Here is a 13,495-nt window from a genome sequence, read left to right on the forward strand (position 1 = left end):
AAGTTTTATATTCAACAGTAGGATTACATCTCGGATTAAGGCGGATTTTAGATACAGACCGGGTCCGTGACTTTTTGGCTAAATAAATTCTCTTTTCTCTTCTAATCTCAGATGATGGCTCAGAAAATCTTTGAATTTTTTCTAAACCCACACTCTTACCCACCGTGTGATGAGTCCTTATAAGAAGGAATAGATGGCACAAGACGAAAGAATACTTAAGCAGTTGAGCAGTTGCTTTGAAATTTCTTGTCTTTTTCTGTTTCAGCCATCCATTTGAACTGAGATACAAAACTCAGCTTAGTTTGAGCAAGTTCCGAATTACGGTCTTTAAGTGCATTGGGGCAGTCTTGGATCCGAGCTAACTGTCATAACCTGATAAAGGCCAAGTTCATGAGTTCAACTTATTTAAAGATATGACGTAGCCCGAAGTTGTTGCCTCAGCAGATATCCTCAAATTCTTTATTTTGATTAAATTCATTGAAAAGTTCCGGAGACACGAGTCCTTGAATTTTGCATAGTAGCCGGTAGTGATATGGGATATCCGGGCGGATAGCCTGCACTTGAACCGTGAAAGATTCGGGAGATTTTTCTTGGAGAAGAAGAAGTTCTCGTGACATGTAACGCGGAAGATAGCCTACACGTTGCTTTGGATTGGTAGCAGTTACTAAAGCCGCATATGGATCTTTCGGGTTATCCTTCTCATGGACGATCTCAAGTTTTTCCCCCTGGAACAACTTTGAAACTCTTTCATCTGCCTTGTCTGTCAAGTGAGATAGACCATGAGCGAAGAAATATGCGGCTAATTTTCCATCTTTTTCCGGCAGGAGTCTCTTGAAAATCTGAAGAGAATCAGTAGCTCTTCTTCCTCCCGAGCGAGAAAGAATATCCACAGGAGAGGAAGTTTCTTTGGGAAGCTCTAGCCACTCAATGAAAGCACTATACTCAGGCCTAGTATCTCTAATCAGACGATTAGAAAACAGAGGAAATAATGTAGTTGAAAAATATTTTCTATATAGATCGTCGAAACCTGGAAATGGGACAAAATTCTTCGCTTTGATGGCACCTTTTGTGTATGCGAACTCATAACCATCTTGTTTTTCGGTTAATCGGCCTACTACATACCAAGCATGACTGCCTGGGTCTTTCCAGGATACATAAGCGGTATTAAGCATTTTGTTTAATTCTTTCCAAATTCACTTCTATTAATTTTTTTGCAAATGTCTTATCAAGATCTGCCATCCATATGGATGGTATCGAGCTGATTATCTGAGAAATCTTTTGTTGTTCACATATCCTGATAAGCGCTTCCAATCTTTGTTTCAGTGATGGATCCAACTCTAAAAAAGAAAATAAAACCTCTACAGCGTCCAATCTCCTACCAATTGTACTTTCATAAAAAGGAGTTTTAGCTTTTTTTGAATAGGCAAGAACTGAGTAGTTCTTATCCTTAGTCTCTAGGCGGTCTTTTTTCCGTTTTTCTGTTAACTCTCTCCCAAGAGAAGAGGCATGATCAAACGTAACGGCAAGACTTTTTGTTTTATCTAGAGAATTAACGACGATGCCCCAATTTTCATGGTGCCGGTCAACATTGCCAACTAAAGCGTCTAGAAAAAGGTAGTCAAAAAAAATATTTGTGGGAGACTCACCCTTCCATTGAAAAGGTTCAAGAGCTTGAAATTTTTTTAAACAATCGAAAACTTCTTTAGGAGTGTACGCTTTTGGGGCTTTCTCTTCCGAGGAAGACGAGGGGTAATAAGGATCATAGTCTTTTAAGATTTCATTGCCCATTACTAAATATTCGTTTTTTTCTACAAAACTTGGAGTAACAACGCCAATTTTTCCCTCCCAACGAGAAAAGTAATATTCCGCATGAGCTATTCCTAGTTTATTAGCAATAAGTGCTGCACAAACTTCAGACCAGTGTTCACCTGTCCCTGGCCGAGAGAACTTGAAGAGCCAATTAACTCCCTTGGGTGATACTAACCAAAATTTTTCTTTGGTCCCTAATTGTTCGATATCCAACTTTTTGAAATCAGAAGTTTCGATATAAATTTCCATACATTCCGGCATGTTTTCTCAAAGCGTGGGTGATCATAAACCATCCTACCCAAAGTTTTAAATTAAGGAGGGACCATTTCTCATGACGGAAAAAGGGAAGCCGGCCGTTTTTGTAGTGACAGCCGGCATGTTGTCTAAACGCTAAGAAGTTTCAAAATTTCTTCCTTACTGAGCTTACTCGACATATCTGCGCCTTCCAATAAGGCGTCAGCTAGAGAGCGTTTTGTTAAATGAAGGTCGATAATTTTTTCTTCAATTGTGTTCTCAGTAATGAGCCTGTAAATCGTAACGGCTCTTTCTTGACCAATGCGGTAAGCTCGATCGGAAGCCTGATCTTCAATGGCAGGATTCCACCATGGATCCAGATGGATAACGTAGTCCGCTCCTGTCAAATTCAAACCAAGTCCTCCTGCCTTAAGGCTAATCAAAAAGATTGGCGTTAAGCCGGTTTGAAATTTCTCTACCAAGCCCTTTCTTTCACTGGTTGGTGTTGAACCGTCTAAATACAAGTATTCGATTTTTGCCTCATCAAGAACTTGTTTAATCAAAGCAAGATGAGAAGTGAACTGACTGAATACCAAGGCGCGGTGGTTATTTGCAATCAAATCTTTAACCAACTCCAGGAATACGGAAGCTTTGGATGAGGGAATGTCCAGTTTGGCATCAACGAGCTTGGGATTACAGGCGGCCTGACGCAGTTTGGTCAAAGCTGCCATAGCCTGAATAGAGTTGATTTCACCGGAAGCAAGGTTCTCCAGAGTGTTGTTTCTGAGATTTTCGTAAAGCGCGGTTTCTTCCGGAGACATCGAGACTTTAATAGTGATTTCCGTTTTTTGCGGCAGCTCTTCCAATACCTCCGCCTTCGTTCTTCTCAACAGGAACGGAGAAATCATTTTTTTTAGAAGGCGTTGTTGTTCTTTATCCTGATATTTCTCAATAGGAATGATGAATCGTTCGCTGAAATCCGGCAATGAACCGAGCAGACCCGGGTTGGCAAAATCAAATAAGTTCCAAATTTCACTTAAATGATTTTGGATCGGAGTACCAGTCAGCAAGACACGGGCTTTGCTCTTTAAAGAATGAACATTCTTTGATATCTGGGATGTTCTGTTTTTGATGGCGTGAGCTTCATCAAGCACTACCACATTCCATACGGTCTTAGACATGTTTTCAATTTCTGAGCTAAGAACGCCGTAGGTACAAAGCACGACATCGTTGTTGCCCGCGGTTTCTAAGATCTTTTTACGGTCTCCCGAATTAAAGATGTGAATATTCAGCGACGGGGCAAAGCGGGAGATTTCATCACGCCAGTTATAAAGAACGGAGCTCGGCGTCACGACAAGACTTGGGCCTTGCGAGGCTCTAAATAACAACAGTGTGATGGTTTGAATCGTTTTACCCAGGCCCATGTCATCAGCCAAAATGGCACCTGCACCTCAGTGGGCCAATCTAGCCAACCACTCGAACCCATCGATCTGGTAACTTCTTAGTTCTGCTTGTAAAGACGGCGGGACAGAGACTTTCAGATCGTTTGCGGAATCAATCCGAGAGAGAAGATCTCGATATTCTTGGTCTGCATTTAAGCTCACCCCGGCATCTTCTAACTCTTTCAAAGAGCCGGCGTTAAAAGCAGAGATTTCCAGTTCTTTCTTCTTTTTATGAGTGACTTTGGCGATCTGCGAGAGAACTTTTTTGAGCTTATCGCTGATTGCTACGTACTCTGTGTCATTGAGTTTAATGAACCGGCCTTTAGCTTCGCGGATTTTATCGAGGAGCTCATCCATTTCTAAGGCCGTTTTGCCGTCAAGCTGAACTTTTCCTTGCATTGTCAGCCACGAGCCGATGCTGCGAATATTGAGATTTATGGAGTCAAATGTGATTGGCGGTTTATCTACTTTGAATTTGACTTCCTGAGGCCAAGCGATGTCGCAAATCCCCTTGTTTTCTCTTAATACTTCCATGAATTCCAAGACTTGCTCGGTATTGAGTATCCAGGTGTCGGAATTTTCTTGGTAGTCAGAAAAGCCCAGAAGTTTATTTTCGATTTCTTCCCAATTTGTCTTTTCTTTCTTCAAATCTCGGCTGACCGAGACAGGCTCTTTATTGACGTTAACCGTGACAAATTGCAGGCCATGACCCGGCTCAAAAGCCATGGTTGAGCCCGGTACCGGCCGTACGACGGCGTGAACTGAATAACAGTTGTAATCTGCCGGTGAGAATTGAAAAGTAATTTTGCTTACAGCTTTAGCCGTCGGCTTCATCTCCTTATCGCTGACAAGATTAGAGAGTACCGGAATGTCCGTACTAATCTCTTTGATCATTTGGGTCAGCGGCTTTACGCTTCTTGCCGGAAATGATTTGACTTTATTGAGCTGACCTAGGATCTGCTGTTCTTCATGGGAGAGATGGTAGATTTTTAATACTTCGGGAGACTCCCAAACGGACAGATAATCATATGTCAGCAGGGCGGCCTGCGAAAACTCTTCCAAATTATGATGAGGAACGATTTCTCCGTTCTTATTTTTAGTAAATGATAGCTCCAACGAACCTTTACATACCTCTATCCTCTGCGATAGATCTGTGTCCAAACGGTAGACGTAGGGATAGCCTATGAGGTGAGACATGGCCTCCGCGCCTCCCAGTCTGGAAGAGACAAAGCGTTCGCCTCCTTCGACCAAATTTCTAAGTGCATTTTCAACCGGGCCTGACGGGGAAGTTGATTTCTTAAAAGCAGAAAGAGTTAAAGATTTGCCTGATGTCCAGGATCCATTTTTAGTTCTTTTCTGAAGTCTTGGCCAAATCTCGAGCGTATCCTTATCAACCTCATAGACAAAACGCTCAGAATCTTCAGTATCCGGTCTTCGGGTTCTGCTGTTTTGTATCTGGATAATCCGCTCTATTACCCGTTCCCATTCCGCTTGAACTTTGATGAGAGACATTAAGGGAGGAACGCCAAAATCGCAGGTCTTGTTGTCATAACTGAAAGTGGTTTCTCCGTTTTCATATTTTTCCGGGTTGAGGACAGCATCAGCTTCTCTTCGGAAGAACATGGGAAGTTCCGGAGCGTCTGCGTAAGATTTTAGCTTGTCTCTCTGGGTGGACTCGGGCCTCAGTTTAGTGCAAAGGAGTGCCCACCAAAAGCTAAAAGATTCGGGATTGAAACCTTGCAAATAATATCTGACTGCGTTGTCCCATTCGGAGGATTCCGTATCTGTAATCCGACTGCAGAGTTCAAACAGAATTCCGCCGTCTCTTGGGATTTTTGTTTGTTTAAGTGATGCTAAAGAAACGGCTTTTTTAAATAAAGAAGGATCTTGCTTTCCAAGCAAAAGATAGATTCCCAAAAAAGTATTGAGGAAAGGATCATCTACCACACGCTTATTAGAAATTTCCTTGCATGCCTTCTGAATTGTAGCGACAGCTTCTTTGTAGTGTCCTTCAAAAGTATAAAAAAGAGATAAAAAGAAATAGGCCGGGATCCGGGCTACAACTTCGGCCGATATCTTGTGAAGATTTGCGCCGTTGAAGCAATCAATATAGAAAAGGAAGAATTGACTTGGTGTAATTTCAGCGGCATCCAATACTCCTTCTTTTTCTTTGTCTAACAGGAAACTCTTGAGGTTTTCTCGTAAATTTGCTGCCAAAACTATCGGTTCACGTCGAAAAACGGCTACAAATTGATCCCAAAAAGCCTCTAACACATCAGAAGGAAGAGAGCTCAAAAAGTTGGTTTTGCCGCTTAAGAAAGCCATCCACACGAGAACCGCCTGGATGTACCGAGACTCAACCATTCTTTGGTATTCTCGCTCGGAGAAGGTATTGCCTTTGGAGAGATTCTTTTTGAAGCAGCGAACGACTTTTGCGAGTAGGAGTGCTCCGCTTTTATCCGTAAAACAATACTTTTGGGAGATTTGGTCCGCAAATCCGGTGATCATTGTTTGAGAAACGTGCAGAAACAAAGAAGCCGCAAACAAAGGATTTACGCAAATGTCGTCCACGTCAGAATCCTTTGCAAGTTTGTACCAATAATCTTCGTCAAACATCCAAGCAGGCACCGAAGAATCTACGAGGTACCAAGGCAGCCCGAGTATGCTCCGCATTCCCTGAATCGCATACGGATCTCCATCGCCGTTGGTAAGACAGACCAGTAAGCAAAACTCAATACTATCTGAAGTTTTTTCGTCGATAAAGTCTTGGATGCTTGGTAGGAGAAACATGATGTTCGGTTTCAACTCTTTAAAAATATTGATTTTAATTGCCCGTTAGGACAAAATCTAAAGATTCAAGAGAGGAAAGGAAGAGATGCAGAATTTTGCGGCGATTGACTTTGAAACGGCCAATATGTACAGAACCAGTGTATGCAGCGTTGGTTTAGTCATTGTGCGAGACGGCATCATTGCGGATAAGTTCTACAGTCTTATTCGGCCTACACCTCACTTTTACACGTCTTTTAATACAAAGATTCACGGTATTTGCAAAGAAGATACTTTGAATGCACCGTTATTTCCGGATGTCTGGATGCAAGCTGCCCCGCTTGTAGAAGGTCTGACGCTGGTTGCTCATAACAGTCCGTTTGACGAAGGATGTTTAAAGGCTGTGTTTGCTCATTATGAGATGCCGTATCCGGAATACCATTTTCTTTGTACTTGCCGTGCCTCCCGAAGAGTCATTGGAAATATCCTTCCAAACCATAAACTTCATACGGTCGCCCGCTATTGCGGCTACAACTTACTTAATCATCACCATGCACTAGCAGATGCCGAGGCATGCGCCGAAATTGCTTTGAAGATCCTTTAATAATTCGGTGGAAAGCAAAACGAATACACCGCAACGCGATAAAAAGAGATCTTGATTTAGAGGAATTTATTCACTGTTGCATAAGATTCAACATAAGGCTATGCTGTTGCATATTGGTAAACGGAAAAAGACGATTAAAAGCTGGTCTCACAAAGGTTTGAAGAAGTTTTTTTGAAACGGGCTTTAAAGCCGGAATACAAGCGAAATACTCAGATCGGCTAAGTGAACTTCTGTTGACCTGGGACTCTATAACAGAGTACAACAGCTTCGTCATCCTGGTTATCGCCTCCATAACTTATCAGGAGATCGACAAGGTACCTGGTCTTTGACTGTCTCTGGAGGATGGCGCATCACCTCTGAATTTCGAATGGGTGATGCCTATATTACAAATTACGAGGACTATCATTAATGTCAAAAATGTTCAATCCGCCCCATCCGGGACATATCGTTAAGTCAGTAATGGAAAGTCTGGGACTGAGTGCTCGTAAGTTTGCAGCTAATCTTGGTGTCTCTCCGGCTACTGTTACAAGGCTCGTTAAAGGAGAGATAGCTATTTCTCCGGAAATGGCTGTTAAGCTCAGTGCGGCAATTCCGGGACCTGATGCTGCTATGTGGCTGCGTATGCAGGCAACCTATTCAGCTTGGCAGGCTGAACAGCGGATAGATGTGAGCTATATTCAGCGCTATTCCATCGACGAGACTGCCGCGCAGAATTTGCTTAACCAAGATAGTTAACGAGGACTTCCGCTGACCTTAGTCCGCGAAAGTCCTAATCCCTTCCTGATTTCAAGGAAGCATTTGTTCCATGTCAGTTATTTGGCTTTGGCAATGTCGTCTGCTGCTGAATCGGCAGCCAGCTTGCCTAAGATAACGCCAATTGAAACACCTTGGCCGTATTGAGCCGCAGCTTCTCCGCTGGCGTAAAGTCCCGGGATGACCTTGCCTTCAGGAGTCAATGCTCTTCCTTTCAGGTCAATTTTGATGCCGCCGTATGTAGTCTGGCTTGCCGGGCTGATCTTGGCACCGTAATACGGAGCTTTGTCGATTCGCGAGAAGCGAGAATCTTTACGTCCGAACTCTTCATCTACGCCTTTGTCCATTCCTTGGCGGTAACTTTCTACGGTTTTTTCTAAATTTGCAGCGGAAATGCCAAGTTTTTCCGCTAATTCAGGAACAGTAGCTGCTTCCACGAAATATCCGGCTTCCTTGTATTTTTTCATCAAGGCAGCTCTATCGATAGAAGCCTGATCAAAAATCAGATAAGCATGTCCGCCTTGTTGGTCTTTGATAGCTTTGCCAAGAACCGGAGTAAGGGCTAATTCATTAACGAAACGCTTTCCATCTGTATTAACAAGAATGGCACCGTTGTATCTGACATTGGTTAATGACACAGCTCCATGGCCTGTGTCATAAGCCACTGTTTGAGGTCCGGATTTTTCCATCTGAGCCAGACCTGCACCGACTTTTTGCGCCATCTCTAAACCGTCGCCTGTGGCGCCTCTGCTGGCCGTGGAAGGATAACCGGCCCACATAGGTGTGTATTTCTCAACAAGTTTCGGATTGGAGGCAAATCCGCCGGTAGCTAAAACGACTGCTTTCGCATAAATTGTATAAGTGCCGTTATCGTTTTTAACTTTAACGCCCGCGACGCGGCCGTCTTTGACATACAGTTCTTCGGCTTTCGTGGACACTCTCGGTTCTATTCCAAGACTATCCATCTTCTTTTTCATTACCGGAACAAGCATGGATCCAAGAGCGCCGCCATCTTTCGGCGTGTGCTGAGAGCCGTTAATAACACGGCCAAGATCAGCTCCCATGTTAACGAGCCAGTCTGTGGTTGGCCCCGAGAGTTCTGCCAAATTCTTCAAGGAAGCATCATCCGGTCCTTTACCTTTTAGTTTTTTGTAATAGTCTTCGGCGGTGTATGGTTTCTCAAGCGCCATCTGAACCTTGCTGCCACCGGCGTTAAAGGCGGTAGAGGACAATGCCGTTGTACCGCCAATCATCGGAAGCTTTTCTACAAGAATAACGTTAAGACCTCTTTCTTTTCCTTGGATGGCGGCTGCCATACCGCTGCCGCCGGCACCAACCACTACCAAATCCGTAGATTCATCTTTGTTTGGCACAGCATCTTGTTTCTTTAGCGCAACCGGCTTTAAGTCTTTTTCACTTCCGCCGGCTTTGACTAAAGCTTCTTTAACTGCGTTTTTGAGAGCGTTGCTGGTGTTGGTTGCTCCGCTTAAGCCGTCAATGGTCAAGGATTGTGAAGCAATGATTTTGGACGGCAGCTGCTGAATAGCTGTTTCGCCGATCATGGGCGTTTCGGAATTCTTAAGAACCTTGATGTCTTTGATTTGAGAATTTTCAATGGTTGTTTGAACGACAACCGGACCGTTATTTCCTTTTCCTGTTGTTTCATAAGTGCCGGCGGTTAGGGCACCGACGGCGGCAGAACTGGAAGTGAGGACGACAATAAGCGCAGCTGCTTTGTTTAATCTGAAAACTTTCATTTTTTCTCCTTGGGAATCAACTTATTTTTTTCAGAATAAACCTTGGTGTAACACACAGGTCAAGTGAGTTAATCGGTATTCTTTTCTATTCTCACTCGAATCAAAATGAAGAATTCAGTCTCTTTATCGTTTTCCTCAATAGCCAGCAGGCGTCCGGATGATTGATGAGAAAAGCAGACTCCAAGCTCTTCAGCTTTTTTGAATAAGGGCAAAAGGTCTTGTCTTGTGAGATTGAATATGTCAGAAACTTTCAGATAAATAATCAGAAAACGACCCGGCGGAATGGTTTCGACAGGCGGTGCAATCTTAAGCTGAAATTGTTTGGCGTATTTGTTGATTATGCCGAGGCCGAGACTGACAGAGTAGGGGCCGGAAAAAGCAGGATTTTGGAGCTCTTCCTTTGGTATTTTGATGGAGATGTGCGTGAAAGGGAAATGCTCAGCCCACAGCTTCGCAATTTGTTTTATCTCTTTGGAGGGAGCTGCAGAGCCGAAGGTATAGATGCCGTGAATTGAATCTCTCTCCACCACTTCTACGGTAGGCATGCAGCGGTTTGTTTTCTCCAAGTATCCTTGGACCTCGTGCAAACGCAGTTCCAGTTCTTGTAATTTCTCTATTTGTGCTCTTACTTGACGGGACTTCTCCGACAATATTTCTTTCTGATGAATAACTGAAGAATTGTTGTATTCCAGTACTTCAGGCAATGGAAGGCCGAGGCTGCGCAGGATTCTGGCGTTGGCGAGCTGAAGAAAGTCAAATTCGTCGTAGTATTTATATTTGTTCTCAGAATTCGTTACAGGCGTAACGAGTTTGCATTCCGTATAGTGTCTTACAACATCTGATGTCACACCGAGAGCGTCTGCGATGGCTTTAACAGTTTGCATAGTTAATTATCCTGCCGAACTTGACGGTTCTTTTTAAGTCTGGAAATGATGAAATAGCTGCTTACGGCACTTCCAACGATGAAAACTATCCCGAGTATTTGGAAGGCTGTGGGCATTTCATTAAGAAACAACCAGCCTAAGATTACAACAAATGGCGCACCTAGGAATAAATAAATGGAGTTCAGAGCGCTGTCGCCGTATTGCCAGGAAAAGGTCTTTGCTATTTGGAAAAGCAGCGTCAAAAGAACAGCTAAAAGCAAGAAAGGATCTGCAAAGAGACTCAATAGATTTTTGTCGTCGGTACAAAGGCTTCCTATCAGACCAACCGTTGCGGAGGCCAGTGAAAAGTAGAAGGTTGTCACCAGTGTGGCTTCATGTTTCTCTCCAAGTTTTCTTAGAACCAACATTCCTAAGGCTGCCAGAAGACCGTATGCAACACAAATAGGAGTTAAAGGATTTGTCAAAATTTCGCCGTTCATTTGAGGATTCAGAACAAGGAGAATTCCGCCGAAGCCTAGAAAGAGAGGAAAGAGCACGGCGATGCTGAAACTGCGGGAAGAAAAGCAAAGCGCCAAGACCACCCAAAAGGAGGCCGTGTAATTGAAGCTTTGCGCTACCGCGGCCGGCATATTGAAAATGAGAATGATGTTGGCGAGCACGGTCAGGACGCCAAAAAGACAGCGGAGAAAAATTAAGCCGGGATTTTTCGGTATGAAGCTTTGATGTTTGACGGTTAACAGTGCAGCTGTCAGCAGTGTTACCAACAGGTATTTTGCGAACATGAATTCGTAAAAAGAAAAAGTTTGTCCGCAAAGTTTGGTAGCAATGGTCAGACATGAAAAGAAAAATGCTGAGGCAATCAACCACAAGGAATTGGTAATTTTCAAAGCTCTCCTCCTATAGGACTTGAGGTTAAGGCGGTTTGAAAAACCTGTAAATGCGAGTTAATTCTTACGGCTTCAGCCGCTCTCTGAATTTCTCTTAAGCCGCATGTGTCTTTTACGACACTTGTAAGTAGTTGTTATTGACCAAGTGTAAGGCAGCAAGTAGGATAGACGCGTCACTTTAATTTTCCTAAGGAGGTGTACACATGAAAGTAAAACTTTTGGCTGTTTTGGTCTCCAGCGCCGTTTGCTCTTCACTGGCTTTGGCTGCTGTACCAAACGTTTCTGAAGCGACCAAAGCTTCAGCGGAAGCTATTAATTCTGATCCGGTAATGCAGAAAATCAAAAAAGAATTAGAAACACCGGAAGCTCAGAAATGGAGATTCAATACTCACATGGAAGTCGTCAGAATCGCTTCTCCTTCTCGTTCTGAATTGAGAAGACAAGAAGAGCTGATGAGAAGATTTGTTCAAGAATGGGGTATTGACGAAAAGAACGTCATGTCCAGAGTCGGCGGAGACCTGCCCGGAGCAGGACTCCAAAAAGTTGACGGACTTCCAGTTTACAACGCCTGCGTAAGAATTCCCGGAACTTATTCTCAGACTGCCGGCGCTCAAGCTTATGCCGGTCAGGGTCCGAAAGTTTTGTTAGAAGGTCATATCGATACTGTTAATCCTCCGGTTCTTCCTCCGAAGGATAAACCCTACATGCCGATCAAGCTTCAAAAAGCCGAATCTCCTTTGGTTAAAACACCTCAGGAATTAGCTGCTATTCCGGATGAACTGCATTTCGATAAGAACGGCAAAATCATTGAAGACGAAAACTATAAAAAAGCCTATAAGAGATATGACAGCCTAGACGATGCCATTGCTAAAGGCGGCTATCGTCTCTACGTTCCGGGCTACAACGATGCAATGATTAATACTGCTGCGGTTATGCAGATCGCTCAGATCTTAACGAAATACAAAGTTAAGCCGGTTTATGACTTGTGGGTATGCGGGACCGCCGGTGAAGAAGGAAAAGGCAACTTGGCAGGTATGAAACAGTTATACGGCTACAGCCAAGACACGGGCAAAGGCAACAATGCATTGAACTTCGTGGCCAATATTTCCGCCGACAGTACACGTCCCGGTTCCGGTGCCGTTAACTATCTCGGCTCTTATCGTTTTGAAATTAAGTACATCGACCCCAAAGGCGTGAAAGCCGGAGCACAGCAGCCGTCCGCTTTGATGGCAATGAACCGTGCAGTCGCTGCGATTGCCGATCTCAAGACTCCTTACGATCTTGACAAGAAAGCTGAAAGAACAACATATACCGTTGGCGTCGGCGAATGTACAAAGGCTCCTGAAGGCGGCAGAAGCGAAGAGTGCACTTTGATGGTTGATATGAGAAGCCCGACACCGGAACCACTCTTAGCGATCAGATCGAAGATCGAACCTAAGTTCCAAGAAGCGATGGATGCCGAAAATGCAAAATTCGGTCTCAAGAAAGGCGATCCTAAAGCAGTTAAGATGGAATTGGTTTGGTTCGGCGACAGACCAGCTCACCGCAGAACTAACTACGACGATCCGGTAGTTCAGATTCATTGGCAGGCTGCAGATACAGTCGGCATTGACCAAAGAAAAGCACTTGCTGAAGGAGCTTCTTCTTTGAACGACAATGTTCCTGCTGCCGTTGGTGTTCCGACTATCAATATCAATGTAGGAACTCCTGCTGCGGGCGGCGGGGGACACACATGGTATGAATGGGGCATTCCGGGTGACGGAAAAGCCGAAGGAAACCGTGTATACCGCATGATTCTTATGGGCTTGATGGCCGCAGGCTACAACACCGCTGACGGTAAAGTCGTTAAACCGCTGCTTGACCCGATGGGCAAGAGAACCACTGAAGAAGTTTATAAGTAGGAGGCAGAAATGAAGAAATTACTTTTAATTGGTTTGTTCGGTCTTTGTTCTGCCGCTAATGCAGCTGTTTTTGAAGTTGAAATGACCGGTCCGGGAGGCCACTCCAACGGCAACTACGGCAACGTTAATGCCGTTCATGCCGGAGCTCGTGCCATTCTTGCATTGGAAAAAGCACTTCCTTGTGCTTCCGCCTATAACTTCAAGGGCGGCGCAACGGTAAATGCTATTGCCGGCGATGCCAGATTCTTGGTTAACACCGGCGTGTGCAAAGAAGATGCTGCTGCTCTTCAAGAAAAGATCACTGCGGCGGTAAAGCAGGGAGCTGATGAAGAAAACGCATTCCGCTCCGTGAAAGCTGGGGACCTTGTCAAAGGTTTTCCGGCCGAGATTCGTTTTTCTGTAAAACAAGTCGGCAAATAAACTTGGAACCACTCAGCTTTTTAAGAAAAGGCTGAGGC

12 protein-coding genes are annotated in these 13,495 nt (G+C 44.2%); 5 read left to right on the forward strand and 7 right to left on the reverse strand.

The window, feature by feature from the left end; all coding sequences use genetic code 11:
- Nucleotides 1-437 precede the first annotated feature (437 nt).
- The 4 genes from ACYQ4O_RS00525 to ACYQ4O_RS00540 form a co-directional block, all read right to left on the reverse strand.
- Nucleotides 438-1,172: an HIRAN domain-containing protein gene (locus tag ACYQ4O_RS00525; protein ID WP_308513471.1), complete on the reverse strand. Its 735-nt coding sequence runs from the start codon at nt 1,170-1,172 to the stop codon at nt 438-440.
- Nucleotides 1,165-2,058, reverse strand: coding sequence for a HipA domain-containing protein (locus tag ACYQ4O_RS00530; protein ID WP_308513470.1), 894 nt, complete (start codon nt 2,056-2,058; stop codon nt 1,165-1,167). Before ACYQ4O_RS00530 ends, ACYQ4O_RS00525 begins: the two co-directional genes overlap by 8 nt.
- A 134-nt stretch (nt 2,059-2,192) precedes the next feature.
- A complete protein-coding gene (locus tag ACYQ4O_RS00535; protein WP_460174427.1) occupies nt 2,193-3,479 on the reverse strand; it encodes a DEAD/DEAH box helicase in 1,287 nt (428 codons plus the stop codon).
- A 15-nt stretch (nt 3,480-3,494) separates the two neighbouring features.
- Nucleotides 3,495-6,275 (reverse strand): SNF2 helicase associated domain-containing protein, encoded by a 2,781-nt coding sequence (locus ACYQ4O_RS00540; protein WP_460174428.1) that lies wholly within the window; start codon nt 6,273-6,275, stop codon nt 3,495-3,497.
- An 85-nt stretch (nt 6,276-6,360) separates the two neighbouring features.
- Between ACYQ4O_RS00540 and ACYQ4O_RS00545 the strand changes: the two genes are divergently transcribed.
- The 3 genes from ACYQ4O_RS00545 (at nt 6,361) to ACYQ4O_RS00555 (ending at nt 7,590) form a co-directional block, all read left to right on the forward strand.
- Nucleotides 6,361-6,855, forward strand: a complete 495-nt coding sequence (locus tag ACYQ4O_RS00545) for a 3'-5' exonuclease (protein WP_308513468.1) — start codon at nt 6,361-6,363, stop codon at nt 6,853-6,855.
- A 238-nt stretch (nt 6,856-7,093) separates the two neighbouring features.
- Nucleotides 7,094-7,264, forward strand: a complete 171-nt coding sequence (locus ACYQ4O_RS00550; RefSeq protein WP_308513503.1) for a type II toxin-antitoxin system RelE/ParE family toxin — start codon at nt 7,094-7,096, stop codon at nt 7,262-7,264.
- Entirely contained in the window at nt 7,264-7,590 is a 327-nt protein-coding gene (locus ACYQ4O_RS00555) for a HigA family addiction module antitoxin (protein ID WP_308513467.1), read from the forward strand. The genes ACYQ4O_RS00550 and ACYQ4O_RS00555 overlap by 1 nt, the downstream gene beginning before the upstream one ends.
- Before the next feature lie 77 nt (nt 7,591-7,667).
- Here ACYQ4O_RS00555 and ACYQ4O_RS00560 read toward each other — a convergent pair whose 3' ends face one another.
- From ACYQ4O_RS00560 to ACYQ4O_RS00570, 3 genes are all read right to left on the reverse strand, one after another.
- Entirely contained in the window at nt 7,668-9,365 is a 1,698-nt protein-coding gene (locus ACYQ4O_RS00560; RefSeq protein ID WP_308513466.1) for an FAD-dependent oxidoreductase, read from the reverse strand.
- Between the two features lie 68 nt (nt 9,366-9,433).
- Entirely contained in the window at nt 9,434-10,249 is an 816-nt protein-coding gene (locus ACYQ4O_RS00565) for a helix-turn-helix domain-containing protein (RefSeq protein ID WP_308513465.1), read from the reverse strand.
- A gap of 2 nt (nt 10,250-10,251) precedes the next feature.
- The gene (locus ACYQ4O_RS00570; protein WP_308513464.1) at nt 10,252-11,136 is read right to left on the reverse strand and encodes a DMT family transporter; all 885 of its coding nucleotides are present in this window, start codon (nt 11,134-11,136) and stop codon (nt 10,252-10,254) included.
- A gap of 203 nt (nt 11,137-11,339) precedes the next feature.
- On the opposite strand from ACYQ4O_RS00570, the gene ACYQ4O_RS00575 reads away from it, so the two are divergent.
- Together ACYQ4O_RS00575 and ACYQ4O_RS00580 are read left to right on the forward strand one after the other, a co-directional pair.
- On the forward strand, nt 11,340-13,037 hold the full coding sequence (locus ACYQ4O_RS00575; RefSeq protein ID WP_460174429.1) for a zinc-binding metallopeptidase family protein: 1,698 nt from the start codon (nt 11,340-11,342) through the stop codon (nt 13,035-13,037).
- 9 nt (nt 13,038-13,046) lie between these two features.
- Entirely contained in the window at nt 13,047-13,457 is a 411-nt protein-coding gene (locus tag ACYQ4O_RS00580) for a peptidase dimerization domain-containing protein (RefSeq protein WP_066591099.1), read from the forward strand.
- Nucleotides 13,458-13,495: the final 38 nt, after the last annotated feature.

The sequence above is a fragment of the Turicimonas sp. TL08 genome (genome assembly GCF_054660695.1).